This is a genomic window from Nocardia sp. NPDC006630, from assembly GCF_040611495.1.
GTDB lineage: Bacteria > Actinomycetota > Actinomycetes > Mycobacteriales > Mycobacteriaceae > Nocardia.
This window is the reverse complement of the sequence record NZ_JBEXOK010000011.1, coordinates 261966-278043: the sequence shown is the minus strand read 5'-3', so window position 1 is coordinate 278043 and position 16078 is coordinate 261966. Positions and strand designations below refer to the sequence as shown.

Below are 16078 nucleotides of genomic sequence, written 5' to 3'. Positions count from 1 at the left end.
ATCGGCACTGTCGCAAAGCAAAACCGAACTCCCGTACTAGCCAGTATCTCCCGCACGGATGATCGCCAAATGTTGCCCCTATGTTTCGGGTTTTGACGAAATAGCTCGTGGCGTGCTGGAGCCTGTTTGACGCATTTGTGACTTTTTGCTGGTGGGGCCTACTCCGCGACGAGTTGCCGCAGCAGCGGGCCGTACTCCGGATGCGCCAGCGCCGAGGCGAACTGGGCCACCAGGTAGTCGGCCGGGTTGCCGGTGTCGTACCAGTGCCCCTGAATCACCTGGCCGTACACCGGGTTCGAGGCGGCGAAGATATTGATGGCATCGGTCAGGTACACCTCGCCGGTGCGGTGGGTGTACCAGTTGTCCACCTGGGACCGCAGTTCCGCGATGATGCCGGGGGTCACCACATAGCCGCCGACGGCGGCGAAGCTCGACGGCGCGTCCGCGGGCTTCGGCTTCTCCTTCAATCCGCTGATGCGCATGAGGCCGTCCCCGGCGGTCTCCTCGACCACCGGGACGCCGTAGCGCTGCGAATCGGACGGGTCCATGGGCATGAGCGCCAGCACCGGTGCGCCGGTCTTCTCATAGGCGTTGATCAACTGCTGTGCGCGCGGCACGGCGGCGACGAAGACGTCGTCCGGCCACAGCACCAGCATCGGTTCGTCGCCCAGATTGCGGGCGGCATTCAGCACGGGAGTGCCGTTGCCGTAGGGCCCGTGCTGGTCCAGATAGGTGATGTGGCCGCGGCGGCTCAGTTCGCCGACCTCCTCGACCACATCGGCGTAGGCGGCCTTGCCGTCGGCGCGCAATTGCGCCACCAGCTGCGGGTTGGGCCGGAAGTGGTCCTGGATCAATGACTTTCCGTTGCTCACCACAATGGTGATATCGGTGATCCCGGAGGCCACCAGTTCGCGGACGGTGTGCTCGATGACCGGCTTGTCGCCGACCGGGAGCATCTCCTTCGGAATCGCTTTGGTCAGTGGCAGCAGGCGGGAACCGATGCCGGCGGCGGGGATCACGGCCTTGCGAATCGTCATAGACCGATCATCACACACGGCGATGTCCGGACTTGTCGGTAGTGACGCGTAGATTCCGGATCGTGAACACCGCTGCCTATTCCGCAGACGAGCGCATTGTGCCTGGTCACAGTGGGCCGTCGGGGGTGAGCGGGGTCGATCTGAGGTTATCGGCGGGGGAACCGAATTCGCAGCAGACCGGCAGCAGCCTCTCAGCCAATAGTCAGCGTCCAAAAGGGGGTGATGACCGGGCGAATGCCGATGCGCGCCGGGGCCGGCGCTGGGTGCTGCACATAGATATGGACGCGTTTTACGCCTCGGTCGAACAGCTGACCCGCCCGACGCTGCGCGGGCGGCCGGTGCTCGTCGGCGGAATGGGCGGCCGCGGGGTGGTGGCGGGCGCGAGTTATGAGGCGCGCGTGTTCGGGGCGCGCTCGGCCATGCCCATGCATCAGGCCCGCCGCCTGGTGGGTGCGAACGGGGTGGTGGTGCCCCCGCGCGGTGTCGTCTACGCCGAACTCAGCGGGCAGGTGTTCGAGGCTCTGCGATCACGGATTCCGGTGCTGGAGACGCTCTCGTTCGACGAGGCGTTCGGGGAGCCCGCCGAATTGGCCGGGGCCACCGCCGCCGAGGTGCTCGAATTCTGTGAAGGGTTGCGCGCACTGGTGCGCGAACGCACGGGTCTGGTGGCCTCGGTGGGTGCGGGCAGCGGGAAGCAGCTCGCCAAGATAGCCTCCGATATGGCGAAACCTGATGGGGTGCGGGTGGTTTCGCCCGCCGAGCAGTTGCAGTTCCTCGCCGCGCTCCCGGTGCGGCGGCTCTGGGGTATCGGCCCGGTAGCCGAAAGCCGTTTGCGCTCAATGGGAATCGAGACCGTCGGGGCATTCGCCGCACTGCCCGAGGCCGAGGCGGCCTCGATTCTCGGTAGCGCCGTGGGCATTGCGCTGCACCGGCTGGCGCGCGGCATCGATGACCGGCCCGTCGCCGAGCGTGCGGAGGCTAAGCAGATCAGCGCCGAGACCACCTACGAGACCGATATCGTCACGCTGGCTCAGCTGCGCCCGGCCATCGAGGCCATGGCGGTGTCCGCGCACCGGCGGCTCATCGCGGACGGCCGCGCGGCCCGCACGGTGGTGCTCAAGCTGAAAAGGGCCGATATGAGCATTGTGACCCGCTCGTCCACGCTGCCCTATGCCACCGAGGAGCTGGCCACGCTCACCGCGGCGGCGCAGCGCTCGGCCATCGATCCGGCGGAACTGGGGTCCATCCGCCTGGTGGGTGTGGGTTTCGCCGGACTGTCGGAAATTCGGCAGGAATCGCTGTTCCCGGAGCTGGACCAGACCGTCGACACCATTGCCGAATCGGTGTCCGAGGAGCCCACGCTCGGACTGGCCGTCGCACCGGATCCGGTGGTGCCGCCCGCCGCTCGCTCCTACGGCACCGCGAGCTGGTATCCCGGATTGGATGTGGTGCACACCGAATTCGGGCACGGCTGGGTGCAGGGCGCCGGGCACGGGGTGGTGACGGTCCGATTCGAGACCCGTTCCACCGGAACGGGTCCGGCGCGCACCTTCGCGGCCACCGATACCGCGCTGACCCGCGCCGATCCGCTCGACAGTCTGCGCTGAGACTTACCAGGGGTTTTCGGCCCGGAAGTAAGGGACGAATGCGGCGATTATGAGGATTCGGACTGAAAGTGCCCCCGTGGCGTGTTCGGAGGCGGCTTCGCACGGATGTCGTTGGTAGCCTCTGTGTCGTCGTGCAGCGTCGCCGGTCGGGTGTAGCTGTCACGTTGTCGAACGGACCTACTCGAACGCAAAGGACGAGCAGTTGAAGCTTCAGAAGACTGGACGCATCACGGTCGCCGCACTGGCCGTCGTCACCGTACTCGGGCTGTCGGCGTGTGGCAGCGGTGACAAGCCGGGGACCAAGGTCACCCACACCACCAGCGCCGCGAGCACCTCGGCCGCCCAGAACTTCCCGCCGGCCCCGACCGCGGCGGACCTCAACACCCAGCTGCAGAAGGCCCTCGATCCGTCCATCCCGGATTCCGAGAAGCTGGACATGATGCAGGGCGTGCAGGCGGACCCGAGCCTCCCGAGCCGGCTGGCCGACGCCTACAAGCAGAACAACGCCACCATCACGGTCACCAATGTGACCGACCTCGGCAACGGCACCATCACCGCCGATGCCCAGGCGTCGATCAATGGCGGCGCGCCGCAGCAGATGGTGGTGCCGTTCGTGGCCGAAGACGGCAAGTGGAAGGTCCAGAAGGAGTGGATCTGCAATACGCTGTCGCTCGCGAACCAGACCTCCCCGGCCTGCAGCTGACTCTTCCCGAACGGGCCCGGCACTCCACTGGAGTGCCGGGCCCGTTCGCCTGTGCGGGGTGATTGCCCCCGCTCGTGACCTGGGCGGTTTGGGTGGTTCGGTGACCGTGGAGCGGAAGGTGCGGGGCGCCGCTTAGGATCGGCGATCGTGACCGACGTGATGGAGAAGGCGGGGCAGGATTCCGCCGGACGAGCTGGACCCGAAACCGTGCGAGGCAGACCCGGGGGATGGGAACGGCCGCTCGCCCTGATCGCAGGTCTGATCGCAGTGTTGTGCGCGGTGGCGGTGCCACTGTTGCCGGTGCGGGTGGATGCCGCGACACTCTCTTGGCCGCAAGGTGATTCGGCGCGCAGCGTGGAGGCTCCGCTGGTCTCGTACGCGCCCTTGACTTTCGACGCCACCATTCCGTGTTCGGCTGTGGCGCAGCTCGGTTCGCACGGTGGGACCCTGATCGCGACCGGTCCCAATGGTGCCCCCAATCTGGAGCGATACGGTTTTGTCGCGCGAGTGACCGCGGTCACCACCGCTGCCGACGGAACGGCCACGCCCAGCAAACTCGAAGCGGTACTGCACAATCAGTCCCTGCTGAGCGTCCCGGTGGATGAACTCCCGGCCGGTTGCGCGCTCACCGTGCACACCGAAATGACCAAGGCCACACTGGCTCTCACCGGTTCCAGCGTGACCCCGGTCACTCTCTCCGGTGATTACCGCCCGCAGCTGGTCGGCATTTTCAGCGATCTGACCGCACCGGACGGCACCACGGTCACCGCCCGGGTCGACAGTCGCTTCTCCGCGCATCCGACCCTGGTGAAGCGCGCAGCCATGTGGACGGCCGTGCTGGGCACGCTGCTCGCACTGTTCGCCCTCTACCGCCTCGATCGCCGCGACGGCCGCCGCGCCCGCCGCTTCCTCCCGCAGCGCTGGTGGAGCTTCACCGCCGTGGACGCCACGGTGCTGGGCACCCTGGTGCTGTGGCATTTCATCGGCTCCACCACCTCCGATGACGGCTACCAGTTCGGCATGGCCCGCACCTCCATCGGCGCCGGCTATATGGCCAACTACTTCGCCTACTTCGGCGTCCCCGAGAACCCGGTCGGCACACCGTATTACGACCTGATCGGCCGCCTCGCCGAGATCAGCGTCGCGAGCCCGTTCGTCCGGCTACCCGCCCTGCTGGCTGGTTTCGTCTGCTGGCTGGCGATCAGCAAAGAGGTCATTCCCCGCCTGGGCGCGCGCATCAGCCGCAATCGTGTCGCGGTGTGGACCGGTGCGCTGGGCTTCCTGGCGGTCTGGATGCCGTACAACAACGGCCTGCGCCCCGAGGCCATGGTGGGCCTGGCCGTCCTGCTGACCTGGGTCTCGGTAGAGCGCTCGATCGCCACCCGGCGGCTGCTGCCGTACGGCGTCGCCATCGCCATCGGCGCGTTCGCCTGTACCGTCGGCCCGTCGGGCGTGATCTGTTTCGCACCACTGCTGGCCGGTATCCGCCCGGTGTGGCGGGTGCTCGATACCCGGGCCGCCGCACTGAGTAGGCCGACAGCCGAGAACGCCGGGGTGTTCACCGTGGTGCGCGCCCGCTTCGTCGCGTATCTCACCTTGGCTGCGCCGCTGGTCGCCGCCGGAACCGTGGTGCTGGTCGCCATGTTCGGCGTGCAGCCGCTCTCGTCCATGCTCCAGATGCAGCGGGTGCACTCCATCGTCGGCCCGGATGTGAAGTGGCCGGACGAATACCTGCGCTACCAGTACCTGTTCATGGACACCATCGACGGTTCGGTGGCCCGCCGCTTCGGCATGTTCATGCTCTGGCTGGGCATCGCGGCCGTCGCACTTGTGCTGCTGCGCAAGGGCGGCCGGATTCCCACCGTCGCCTCGGGTCCGGCACGACGCGTGCTCGGCAGCACCGTCGGGGTGATCCTGCTGATGATGACTACACCCACCAAGTGGACGCACCACAACGGCATCTACGCCGGACTGGCCGGTGTGATCGCGGTGCTGGCGGCGGTGGCGCTGGGCCCGAAGGTCATGCGCTCGCCCCGCAATCGCGCGCTCTTCGCCGCGGTGGTCGCCTTCGCGCTGGCCATCACCTTCTCCAGCATCAACGGCTGGTGGTACGTCTCGAACTACGGCATTCCGTGGAACGACAAGCCGGTGGTGATCGCCGGTATCGGCTTGAACAAGGTCTTCCTGCTCGCGGCGCTGGCCCTGCTCGCGCTGGCCGGCTGGTGGCATGTGCGCGCGCCCGATCCGGCGACCGCCCCGCATCGCATTTCCCGGCAGGCCTGGCGGCTGACGGCCATTCCGCCCCTGACCGTGGTGGCCGCGTTCATGGTGCTGTTCGAGGTCGCCTCGTTCGCCAAGGCGGCCGCCGCACAGGGCCCGGCGTTCTCCCTGGCCCGCTCGAATGTGGCTGCGGCACTGGGTGAACCGTGCGGCCTGGCCCGAGACGTCCTGGTGGAGACCGACCCGAACGCGGGCCTGCTGGCGCCGCTGACCGGCGACGCCTTCAGCACCTTCGCCGCCGACGCGAAGGGCTTCACCCCGACCGGCGTCGCCGGTGATATGACCGCCGACGACGAGGTCGACACCAGCGCCATCACCACCGCGCTGAACAACAAGTCCACCGCCGGTGAAACCGGAACCACCACTGCCGCACTGCCGTTCGGCCTGGACCCGGCCCGGGTACCGGTGCTGGGCTCCAGTGGGACCGGCGAATCCATCGCTTCGCTCACCACCGGCTGGTACCGGCTCCCCGATACCGCCCACCGCGGCGGCATCATCTCCATCGCCGCCGCCGGCCGCATTCGCTCCGTTGACAAGGACGGCATTGTGACCCCGGGTCAGTCCGTCGAAATCGAATACGGCACAGCCGATCCCGCGGGCGAGGCGCAGCCGCAGGGCCGGGTCACGCCGATCGATATCGGCCCGTCGCCGACCTGGCGCAATCTGCGGGTGCCGTTCACCGAAATTCCGGCCGATGCCACCGTGGTCCGCCTGGTCGCCACCGATCGGGACCGTGATCCCAAGCAGTGGGTCGCCCTGACCCCGCCGCGCGTCCCGCAGACCCGCATCCTGCAGGATCTGATCGGTTCCCAGCAGCCGGTGCTGCTGGATTGGGCTGTCGGCCTGCAATTCCCGTGCCAGCGCCCGTTCGACCACAAGGTCGGCATCGCCGAGGTGCCGAGCTATCGGATCCTGCCCGACCGGGGCGGCGCGAAGGATACGAACGCCTGGGAGAGCCATGAGGGCGGCGGCCCGCTCGGCTGGAGCTCCATGCTGCTGCGCCCGCACACCCTGGCGACGTATCTGAACCAGGACTGGCGCCGGGATTGGGGTGAGCTGCAACAGTTCTCGCGCATCGACGACACCGCCATCCGCGCGCTCCCGGTGGTCACCCCGGAAACCCGCTCGGCCCTGTCGAGTCCCGGTCCGATCAATGTGACCGGCTGGCAGTAGTCCGGAACACCGCGCCCCCGCTTCGCACTCGAAGCGGGGGCGCAGTCGTATCCGGCCGGCGGTGCGTGGCCGTATCCGGATGGCAGGGGCCGTGGCCGTATCCGGATGGCAGGGGCGCGGTCGTATCCGGAGAGCGGAGGCGCGATCGTATGCGGACGTTTCGATCCCCGGCGGGCGCAGTCCGCTGCGGAGGCTACGGTCCGGCGTCGCCGCGCAGCTTGTGCACCTGCGCATCGGTCAGCGCGCTGAGCTGTTGCGGGTCAGGCTCGTTCGTGCCGGACATGGCGAGCTGTACGACGGTGGATCCGACCACGGTGATGCTCACCGCCGTGTAGAGCGTGAGCCCCTGGCTGGTGGTGTGCACCCGGAACCCGAAGGATCCGTCCCCGGCGGTCGGCTGATTCAGTCCGCCGACCTGGAATTGCACCTTCGACCCGTCGGTATCGGTGCTGGAATACGTTCCGCACTGCCGCAGCAGCGTCTGCGCCGCCGAGAACGCCTGCGCCGCTCCGTCGTTCGCATAGGCCGCGGAATCGATATCGATACTGTCGAAGTCCGGTCCGCCGTACTGCGCGGCCGCCCGAGTGACGGCGTTCGGCGCCTGTTCGGCAATCGGCGCCAGCACCTTCGCGCACTGCGCGGGCGTGGTGCGCGCACCCGCGCCGGTGGTGCTGCCCGGCGCCGGATCACCGAGTGAGGAGTACCCGCTGGGCAGCTGCGGTACATCGAGCAGCTGGGCGCGCAGCGTGATCACATCCGGTATCGCGGGCGCGACCGTCGCCTTGGGCTGCACGGTCGGCCCCAGCGTCGGCAGTGCGGGCGCGGCGGAATCGTGGGAACCACAGGCGGATACGGCAACAGTACTGAGCAGCAGGACGAGTGCGGTCCGCCCGCGCGGCCGCCGGGGTGTAGTGGTGGATGCGATCACCGCGCCATCATGCCCGGCAGTTCGTGCGGTGGTCGTCGCCGCCACGCGGGTCAGGATCCCCACTGCACCTGGGTGCGCAGCGTCTGGCTCAGCGTGACCGAGCTGCTGGGATCGCGATAGGTCTGATTGCCGCCGACTTCGACCTGCCCCGAAACGGGCAGCGGCAGACCGAGATCCACATCGATGGTCCCGGTGCCGTGCATGAGGTAGTCCACGATCTCCAGCTGCCCGGCCTGATTGGGCAGTCGCCACACGGTGGTCTCGGGCGTCTGCACCACATCGAGCTCGATGGTGAGCAGATTGCCGTCGCGGCGGGTGAGCGTCGCGGTGGTCACCTGCTCGAGCGGCACGCTGCCGGAAACCTGCTGGCGCACCGTCCACACCGCGCCCACCCCGACCGGATCGTCCGGGAACGCGATGGACTGGTACACCGCCTGATAGAACGCCTGTTCCAACGCCGCGCGGGCGGCATCGGAGGTGGCGGGCTTGGGCGCCATCCGCAGCGCGGTGATCGCCCCCACATCACTGATATCGAAACCGGCGTGCGATCCGTCCGCGGGCAGCAGCGCCTTGGCCAGCGCCGGATCGGGAGAGGTGACGGTGCCCAGGGTCAGCTCCACACCGTCGCTGCCCGCCTGCGCGGTGAGCGGAATGGTCACGGCGGGCGGGGAGAAATCACGCACTGCCTGCGCATTGATCTGCTGTTCGATGTGATGGTCGGTACGCAGCGTCACCTGCTGGGTGGTGCCCTGTTCGAGTGCGGGCCGCAGTGCGGAGCGCGGTTCGGCGCCCGGATCGACGATGGTGGTGGTCACCGCCGCGATGGGCATGGTGACCTCTTTGCCGATGCCGAGCGGTTCCGCGCTGTCGGATTCGGCGGCGCCCTCGGTGTGGTCGCTGCAGCCGACTCCGAAGGCGGAGAGCGTCACCGCGAGCACGAGCAGCAAGACACCGGATCGGGTGCTGCGTAGTCCCGGTCGAGGCCGGCCGGGTGAGCCGGAACAGGGTGCGGTGGCGTTCGCCGAGCTGGGGGATGAAGACAACACCGTCACGTCGAACAGGTTACGACCACTTCCTGATAATCAGCTTGGGAAGCGGCCGCGCCGTCCGGCCATCGGGCGCTGGATAGTCATAGGGAATGATGTGACCCGTGAGTACCGACCGGCCGCGCGAATCCGGCATTGAGGAACCAGACGAGTCGCACGCCGACAGCGCACCCGTCGGCGCCCCGCCGGAGCCGGCCCCCGCCGCTGATCCGGACGCCTCGGCCGAGCCGGAGGCGACCGCGCGACCGCTGCGTCTGCGCACCCTGCTGCTCGTCGCCGTGGTCGCGCTCGGACTGGATCTGCTGACCAAGACGATTGTGGTCGCGAAGCTGACCCCGGGCGATCCGGTCTATCTGATCGGCCATTCGGTGCGCTTCGCGCTGGTGCGCAATCCGGGCGCCGCGTTCTCGATGGCGACCGGTATGACCTGGCTGCTGACGCTGGTGGCCGCCGCGGTGGTGATCGGCGTGATCCGGATCGGCCGCACCATGCGCTCGCTGCCGTGGGCCGTGGGCCTGGGTCTGGTGCTCGGCGGTGCACTCGGCAATCTGATCGACCGGTTGTTCCGGGCGCCGGGGCCGCTGCAGGGGCATGTGGTGGATTTTGTGGCGGTCGGCTGGTGGCCGGTGTTCAATGTCGCCGATTCGGCGATCGTCTGCGGCGCGGTGTTACTGGTGGCGTTGACGGTGTTCGGTTTCGAACCGGACGGGACGCGCATGCACCGGCACCTGGAGGACGACAACGCGGAGGAGAAGAGCGTATGAAGGAAACCCGCAGTATGCCGGTGCCGGACGGACTGGACGGAATGCGTGTCGATTCCGGACTGTCCCGGCTGCTCGGCCTGTCGCGCACGGCCGTGGTCGCCATGACCGAGGACGGCTCGGTCCAGCTCGACGGGGTGGCGGCAGGCAAATCCGACCGGCTGAACGCGGGCTCCTGGCTCGAGGTCGAATTCCCCGAGCCCAAGCGGGAACTCACCATCGAGGCGACTCCCGTCGACGGTATGAAGATCCTCTACGCCGATGACGACATCGTGGCCGTGGACAAGCCGGTCGGCGTGGCCGCGCACACCGGCGTCGGCTGGACCGGACCCACCGTGGTGGGCGGGCTCGTCGCCATGGGCTACCGCATCTCCACCTCCGGCGCCCATGAGCGCCAGGGCATCGTGCACCGCCTGGATGTCGGCACCTCCGGGGTCATGGTGGTCGCGCAGTCCGAGCGGGCGTACACGGTGCTCAAGCGCGCCTTCAAGGAGCGCACCGTGGACAAGCGCTATCACGCTCTGGTACAGGGACATCCGGATCCCAGCAGCGGCACCATCGACGCGCCGATCGGCCGGGCCCGCGGCAATGCCTGGAAGTTCGCGGTCACCGCGGACGGCCGCCCCAGCGTCACCCACTACGACACCATCGAGGCCTTCCAGTCCGCGAGCCTGCTCGACGTGCATCTGGAAACCGGTCGCACACACCAGATTCGCGTGCACTTCTCCGCCGTCCGCCACCCCTGCTGCGGTGACCTCACCTACGGCGCCGACCCGCGCATCGCGGAACGCCTGGGCCTGGAACGCCAGTGGCTGCACGCCAAACAGCTCGGCTTCAACCACCCCGCCGACGGCCGCTGGATCGAGATCACCAGCGAATACCCCGCCGACCTCGCCCACGCCCTGGAAGTCCTGCGCGCCTAGCTCGCCGCTGGCAATACAGTGCGGCATCGCCCGCCGTACGAGGAGGAGCGCGTGCAGGACAGTGCCGCGGAACGCGGGCCGGAACCTGAGCACGGGCCGGACGCTGGAGCTGCGCGCGGGCCGGACGCTGGAGCTGTGCCCGGGCTGGACTCCGGAGCGGACCGTGGGTCGGAACCTGTGCCCGGGCCGGGCGCTGGGGCTGCGTTCGGGCTGGACTCCGGAGCGGACCGTGGGTCGGAACCTGTGCCCGGGCCGGGCGCTGGGGCTGCGTTCGGGCTGGACTCCGCAGCGGACCGTGGGTCGGAACCTGCGCACGGGCCCGACGCTGGGGCTGTGCCCGGGCCGGACTCCGCAGCGGATCCTGGGTCGGCCACCGAGGTGGACAACGGACCGGACGCCGCACCGAAGCGCGAGGTGGAGGGTGCGGCTGGCTCCATTCCGACGCGCGACTCCACTCGGCGGCGGCTCGGAATCGGGGTCGCGGCAACGGCTTTCGTGATCTTGATCGTGCTGCTCGGCTGGGCGATTCCGCCCCGCCCCGCGATCATCTCCTCCGATCGCCTCGGCCCGGAGAACAGTGAGCCTGTTGCCGAGTACCTGGCGCGTGCGCGAAATACGCTGGCGGCCACCGATACCGATGCGCACTGGGCATTGATCTCCTTCACCGCGGGCGTCAGCTCCGATCGCATCCCCGAATTCGCCGGGGATCTGCGTGTTTCCGAGGCGCTCTACCATGTGCCGATCGATCGGGTGGTGACGCCGATCGTGCAGATCCCGCTACCCGCGGGCGGTCCGGTCGCCGTGGCCTCGCAGCGGGCGGCTGCCGCCACGGTCTGGGCCATGCACGCCGACGGCGACCGTGCCGAGCGCGTCCAGCAGGTGACCTATGCGCGGCTCTCGGCCAATTGCTCGTGTCTGGTCGGTCTGGTGGTGCAGGCCACGCTGCCGCAGCTGCGAAACCTGGCTGCCCTGCCCGGAGTTCGCGCCATCGAGGCGCTGCCCGCCGATGCGTCCGCCGGAGTCTTCGCGCTGTCCCCGCTGCTGCCCGAGCAGCGGGACCGCGCCGACTTCGGCGCGGATGACGGTCCGGTGCCGGACAACTGAGTCTGCGCGGTCTCGGCTATCGCCCCGCATCATGTTTGCTGGGATGACCATTCTGGCTATCTTTTGCGGGTGAGTATTGCATTCCGAAAGTTATTTGTACCAAAAGGTATTGAATACCGAAAGGTATTCTTGGCCGGTAGCCGGGGGAAATGCTGTGTGCCATCCGAATTCTCGCGCATTCGCTGTACGCCGGGTCGCGGGCGTGTGTAGCGTCTTGAATTCGTAAAGGCTTATTAGATAAAGCGGTGGCGCGGTGATCGGTATTGACGGCTGCCTGCAGCGCATCATGGATATCCCCGGTGCGCGCAGTGTGACGCTGGTGGACGGTGCGAGCGGCTTGGCGATTGCCGGTGCGGGACGGCAGGATCCACTCGATCAACATGAAGACGCCGCAGCTAGCACCGATGTGGTGCGCGCGGTGCTCGGCTGCCCGGCGCTGGCCAGTGGCCGCGAGGACGATGACATCTCCGAGATCATCGTCTGTGGGACCGGCGGGTACCACCTGCTGAATTTGATCAAGGGCGACTTCGAGGGGCGGCTGTTCGTGCACGTGCTCTTCGATGATGAGACCGGCAATCTCGGTATGGCCCGATTCCGGCTGCGGGGAATACTCGCAGAATTGGGCGAGGGCGGGCATGAACGCTGAAGTCGCAAGTGAATTGCGGAGATTGGAAGACGAAGGCTCGACGGGAGTACTGCGCGCAGGGGATGGCGCGTTCCACTTCACCGAAGGCGCCATCGCCTGCGCCGATTGCCACCGGACTACTGGGCTCGATCGGCTGGTGGTCGAGGCGGGTGTGGCGACCGCCGAACAGTGGCAGCTCGCCGCCGGCGGTGATCCGAGTCCGCTGCTGGCCTGCCCGCAACTCGAAACCCTCGCCGCGATCGCGGTTTTCGATGCCGCCTACTTCCTGCTGTCCGCACCCGAGGTCCTCGAATTCCGGCCCGCGCCGGCGCACTGGCTGGCCTCGGTCTGCCGGATCGCGCCCCGCGCCCTGGTTCAGGAGTGCGCCCGCCGCGGCGATCCGCAGGCGGGCCCGTGGCCCATCACGCTCATCGACCGTGCGCCGGTGATCCCGGCCCGCCGGATCCGGCGGCAGCGGGTGGTGCTCACCGGCGGTCAGGCCGAGGTGCTCGCCGCCGCCGATGCGCAGCGCAGCATCACCGGTATCGCCCGGGAGCTGGGCCGCACCACTTTCGGCTGCCTCACGGCGGTGCGTGAACTCACCGCGGCCGGGCTCATCGAAGCCCCGGCCGCCCCGCAGGCCCCACCCGAACGGCCTGCCCTCCTACAACTCCAGCCGCCTCCGCAGGGGCAGCTCCAGCCGCCCGCGGCAGCGCAATCCCAGCCGTCCTCCGAGGTGCAGACCGAGCGCCGGGTGGTCCTGCCCCCGGCGCCGCTCCCGCGCCGCCGGGTGCGTTCGGCTGCCATGACGTCCGCCCCGGACCGCTGGAAACCCATCGACCGCGAAGTGCTCGTCCGAGTCCGGACGGCACTGGAGGAGCTGGCGTGAGCGCGCGAAAGCCGATTTCACGAAAGAAACGGCTCGGCGGACGAAGTGGGAGGCGGCCTTGGAGGAGCTGGTGTGAGCGCGCGAAAGAAGCGGCTCGGCGAACTGATGGGAAGAAGGTCGACAAAGGTGGCGATGTCCGGACCGGAACCGAACACGATGCTACTGGCGCAGCTGAAATCGTTGCGGGACAGCGTCCCCCGACTCACCGGCGCGCTGATCGCATCCACCGACGGGCTGCTGATCGCGCACGATCTACCGGCGCACATAGAGCCCAGTGGCATGGCCGCGCTCACCGCGTCGCAACTGTCGCTGTCGCACCGGCTGGCAACCACGGCGCACGGCGGCGGCTTCCACGAGGTCGTGGTGCACGGCTCCGGCGGATACGTGGTGATCTACGCGGCCGGATGGACGGCCTCGCTGACGGTGCTGGCGGGCCCGGAGGTGAATGTGGGCCGCCTGCACCTGGAGTCGCGTCCGGTGGCGCGCGCCATCGCGGACCAATTGACGGCCCTGGCCGACGAGGCCAGGAAAGCCCCGAAGAAGAACACCGATTGAAAGGAACGGCCATGTCCAACATGGATATTGCGCTGAAGGACATGATGGTTGTCGATGGTGCGCTCGGCGCCGCCGTGGTCGACTACAACAGCGGTATGGCGCTCGGCATGCTCGGCAGCTCCAAGGCCCTGGATCTGCAGGTCGCCGCCGCCGGCAATACCGAGGTGGTGCGCGCCAAGATGCGCACCATCGAACAGCTCGGTCTCAATGAGGAGGTCGAGGACATTCTCATCACGCTCTCCAGCCAGTACCACATCATCCGGCCCATGACCGGTCGAAAATCCAAGGGCCTGTTCCTCTATCTCGCCCTCGATCGCGGCCGCGCCAATCTCGCCATGGCCCGGCACCGCCTCAAGGGCATCGAGGAGGAGCTGGAGGTCTAGCAGCGCGGCCGGCGGTCCCCGGACACACCGGGGGCCAGCGGCGGGCTCCTACGCGCTGTCGTAACGTCGTGGAGGATGGTCTTCAGGCGTGCGGATCGAGAGGGGCTGAGCTCGGATGGAACTGACGGCGGAGCAGGCGGATCGGGCGGCGGGGGTGCTGCTGGGAACGGCGGCGGGTGATGCGCTCGGCGCGGGCTACGAGTTCACCCATCCCAGTCCGAATATCGTGATCGAGATGAAGGGCGGCGGGGCCTTCAACTGGGCGCCGGGGGAGTGGACCGATGACACCTCCATGGCCGTCGCGGTGGCGCGTGCGGCCGCCGAATCGGTGAATCTGCACGAGGAGCCCGGACTCGACGCGGTGGCCGCCGAGTTCATCACCTGGTGGGATTCCAAACCCGCCGATGTCGGCGCGCAGACCAGCCAGGTGCTGCAGTGGCGCAGCCCGACCGGCCGCCAGATGCAGATCCACGCGCACGAACTCGGCGGCCTCAAGGCCGGTAACGGGTCGCTCATGCGCACCGCCCCGGTGGCGCTGGCGTACCTCGACGACGAGGCGCACTGCGCTAAGGCCGCGGCGGTGGTCAGCTCCCTCACCCACTACGACATGCAGGCCATGCAGGCCTGCAAACTGTGGACCCTGGCCATCCGGCACGCGGTACTGTACGGCACCTATGACGGTGTGCGGCAATCGCTTTCGATGGTGGACGCCGGCTTCTGGGGACCGCTGCTGGACAAGGCCGAAACCGGTGCGCCCGAGGACTTCCCCAAGAACGGCTGGGTGGTGCACGCCCTGCAGACGGCCTGGTGGGCGATCACCCACACCGATTCCCTGCCCGCCGCACTGGAACTCGCGGTGCGCGCCGGTGGTGATACCGATACCACGGCCGCCATCGCCGGTGGCCTGCTCGGTGCGCGCTGGGGCGCCTCGGCCGTTCCGGAGCAGTGGCGGGCCATGCTGCACGGGTATCCGGGCTACCGGGCCGAGGATCTGACGGCGCTCACCGAGCGCATTGTCAATCGCTGAATCGGGCGGTGTCGATCGCTGAGCGGAGCGGTCGCCGAAACCCTCAGTCGGGCAGGCGAACTACGCCGTCGAGATAGCGGCGGCAGCGCCCGGCCAACCGCACGCGGCTGCCCGCCAGCGTGCATCGCAGCGCACCGCCGCGTGCGGACAGCTGCCGGGCCGACATGGCATTGCGACCGAGCTCGCGACTCCACAGTGGTGTCAGTTGCGCATGGGCGGAACCGGTTACGGGATCCTCGGGAATGCCCACGCCCGGTGCGAAGACGCGCGAGACGAAGTCGGCCTCGTCACCCGTCGCGGTGACGATGGCGGCTCTGTTGAGCTTCGGGAAGGCCGAGAAGTTCGGATGTACTTCTCGCACTTCGGCTTCCGAGGCGAGCACCAGCACCACATCGGTGCCCTCGAAGGCGCGCAGCGGCCGCACACCCAGGGCCGCGGCGAGGGCGCGCGGTACTTCGCCGTGCACGTCGATTTCGGCCGAGGGAACGGCCGGCAGATCCAGCACCAGATCATCGCGGTCCCGGTCGACGCGCAACCAGCCACTGCGGGTGAAGAAGTGCACGCGATCCGCGCCCGGATGCATATCGTCCAGAATCTGCGCGGCGGCCGCGAGAGTGGCATGCCCGCACAGCGCCACCTCGATGGCCGGGGTGAACCAGCGCAGATGGAAGGCGGGCGAGTTGTCCGGCGGCGCACCGGCGTCCGGCGGTAGCGCGGAGGTGTAGAAGGCGGTCTCGGCGAGATTGTTCTCCTCGGCCAGCTGTTGCAGCAGCTCATCCGGCAGCCATGACAGCAGCGGCATCACGGCCGCCGGATTGCCCGAGAACGGTGCGTCGGCGAACGCGTCGATCTGGTGCAGCAGGACCTCCATGGGGGCCAAGGTACCCCTTCGTTCAAAGAACGTCCGGGACAAGGCAGTTCACCGGCGAGCCAAACCATGCGACCAGTTTGGATTTGACAGCGGCGGCGGCGCACCTGAGGGCCTCCGCGCCCAGTGCGGGCGGGGTCGTCAATCTACCGGCGGCGGTGGTGGTGCT

15 protein-coding genes are annotated in these 16078 nt (G+C 68.4%); 11 read left to right on the top strand and 4 right to left on the bottom strand.

The window, feature by feature from the left end; translation table 11 throughout:
• Positions 1 to 158 precede the first annotated feature (158 nt).
• Entirely contained in the window at positions 159 to 1037 is an 879-nt protein-coding gene (locus ABZX86_RS31825) for a UTP--glucose-1-phosphate uridylyltransferase (protein ID WP_355128760.1), read from the bottom strand.
• A gap of 263 nt (positions 1038 to 1300) precedes the next feature.
• Between ABZX86_RS31825 and ABZX86_RS31820 the strand changes: the two genes are divergently transcribed.
• The 3 genes from ABZX86_RS31820 to ABZX86_RS31810 all read left to right on the top strand — a co-directional run bounded on the left by ABZX86_RS31820 (position 1301) and on the right by ABZX86_RS31810 (position 6800).
• Positions 1301 to 2644, top strand: a complete 1344-nt coding sequence (locus ABZX86_RS31820) for a DNA polymerase IV (RefSeq protein ID WP_355128758.1) — start codon at positions 1301 to 1303, stop codon at positions 2642 to 2644.
• A 202-nt stretch (positions 2645 to 2846) separates the two neighbouring features.
• Entirely contained in the window at positions 2847 to 3347 is a 501-nt protein-coding gene (locus ABZX86_RS31815) for a hypothetical protein (protein WP_355128756.1), read from the top strand.
• Between the two features lie 147 nt (positions 3348 to 3494).
• Positions 3495 to 6800, top strand: a complete 3306-nt coding sequence (locus ABZX86_RS31810; RefSeq protein ID WP_355128754.1) for an arabinosyltransferase domain-containing protein — start codon at positions 3495 to 3497, stop codon at positions 6798 to 6800.
• 193 nt (positions 6801 to 6993) lie between these two features.
• Here ABZX86_RS31810 and ABZX86_RS31805 read toward each other — a convergent pair whose 3' ends face one another.
• Together ABZX86_RS31805 and ABZX86_RS31800 are read right to left on the bottom strand one after the other, a co-directional pair.
• A complete protein-coding gene (locus tag ABZX86_RS31805) occupies positions 6994 to 7773 on the bottom strand; it encodes a hypothetical protein (protein ID WP_355128752.1) in 780 nt (259 codons plus the stop codon).
• A gap of 5 nt (positions 7774 to 7778) precedes the next feature.
• On the bottom strand, positions 7779 to 8666 hold the full coding sequence (locus tag ABZX86_RS31800) for a hypothetical protein (RefSeq protein WP_355128965.1): 888 nt from the start codon (positions 8664 to 8666) through the stop codon (positions 7779 to 7781).
• Positions 8667 to 8878: 212 nt separating this feature from the next.
• Here ABZX86_RS31800 and lspA point away from each other — a divergent pair, with 212 nt between their 5' ends.
• The 8 genes from lspA (at position 8879) to ABZX86_RS31760 (ending at position 15041) form a co-directional block, all read left to right on the top strand.
• The gene (lspA, locus tag ABZX86_RS31795; RefSeq protein ID WP_355128750.1) at positions 8879 to 9538 is read left to right on the top strand and encodes a signal peptidase II; all 660 of its coding nucleotides are present in this window, start codon (positions 8879 to 8881) and stop codon (positions 9536 to 9538) included.
• Positions 9535 to 10458 (top strand): RluA family pseudouridine synthase, encoded by a 924-nt coding sequence (locus tag ABZX86_RS31790; RefSeq protein WP_355128748.1) that lies wholly within the window; start codon positions 9535 to 9537, stop codon positions 10456 to 10458. The genes lspA and ABZX86_RS31790 overlap by 4 nt, the downstream gene beginning before the upstream one ends.
• 333 nt (positions 10459 to 10791) lie before the next feature.
• Positions 10792 to 11562, top strand: coding sequence for a hypothetical protein (locus ABZX86_RS31785; protein ID WP_355128746.1), 771 nt, complete (start codon positions 10792 to 10794; stop codon positions 11560 to 11562).
• Positions 11563 to 11815: 253 nt separating this feature from the next.
• On the top strand, positions 11816 to 12208 hold the full coding sequence (locus tag ABZX86_RS31780; RefSeq protein WP_327140938.1) for a hypothetical protein: 393 nt from the start codon (positions 11816 to 11818) through the stop codon (positions 12206 to 12208).
• Entirely contained in the window at positions 12198 to 13076 is an 879-nt protein-coding gene (locus ABZX86_RS31775; RefSeq protein ID WP_355128743.1) for a hypothetical protein, read from the top strand. Before ABZX86_RS31780 ends, ABZX86_RS31775 begins: the two co-directional genes overlap by 11 nt.
• Positions 13077 to 13148: 72 nt before the next feature.
• On the top strand, positions 13149 to 13631 hold the full coding sequence (locus ABZX86_RS31770) for a roadblock/LC7 domain-containing protein (protein WP_355128741.1): 483 nt from the start codon (positions 13149 to 13151) through the stop codon (positions 13629 to 13631).
• Positions 13632 to 13642: 11 nt separating this feature from the next.
• Positions 13643 to 14014, top strand: a complete 372-nt coding sequence (locus tag ABZX86_RS31765; RefSeq protein WP_327140935.1) for a hypothetical protein — start codon at positions 13643 to 13645, stop codon at positions 14012 to 14014.
• Between the two features lie 115 nt (positions 14015 to 14129).
• A complete protein-coding gene (locus ABZX86_RS31760; RefSeq protein WP_355128739.1) occupies positions 14130 to 15041 on the top strand; it encodes an ADP-ribosylglycohydrolase family protein in 912 nt (303 codons plus the stop codon).
• A 43-nt stretch (positions 15042 to 15084) separates the two neighbouring features.
• On the opposite strand, the gene ABZX86_RS31755 is transcribed toward ABZX86_RS31760, so the two are convergent.
• Entirely contained in the window at positions 15085 to 15912 is an 828-nt protein-coding gene (locus ABZX86_RS31755) for a PhzF family phenazine biosynthesis protein (RefSeq protein WP_355128737.1), read from the bottom strand.
• Positions 15913 to 16078 lie beyond the last annotated feature (166 nt).

Excerpts from the sequence above, each read along its gene's own strand:
- ABZX86_RS31825 (WP_355128760.1), bottom strand. The coding sequence starts at position 1,037 with ATGACGATTCGCAAGGCCGTGATCCCCGCCGCCGGCATCGGTTCCCGC.
- ABZX86_RS31790 (WP_355128748.1), top strand. The coding sequence starts at position 9,535 with ATGAAGGAAACCCGCAGTATGCCGGTGCCGGACGGACTGGACGGAATG.
- ABZX86_RS31775 (WP_355128743.1), top strand. The coding sequence starts at position 12,198 with ATGAACGCTGAAGTCGCAAGTGAATTGCGGAGATTGGAAGACGAAGGC.
- ABZX86_RS31765 (WP_327140935.1), top strand. The coding sequence starts at position 13,643 with ATGTCCAACATGGATATTGCGCTGAAGGACATGATGGTTGTCGATGGT.
- ABZX86_RS31760 (WP_355128739.1), top strand. The coding sequence starts at position 14,130 with ATGGAACTGACGGCGGAGCAGGCGGATCGGGCGGCGGGGGTGCTGCTG.
- ABZX86_RS31755 (WP_355128737.1), bottom strand. The coding sequence starts at position 15,912 with ATGGAGGTCCTGCTGCACCAGATCGACGCGTTCGCCGACGCACCGTTC.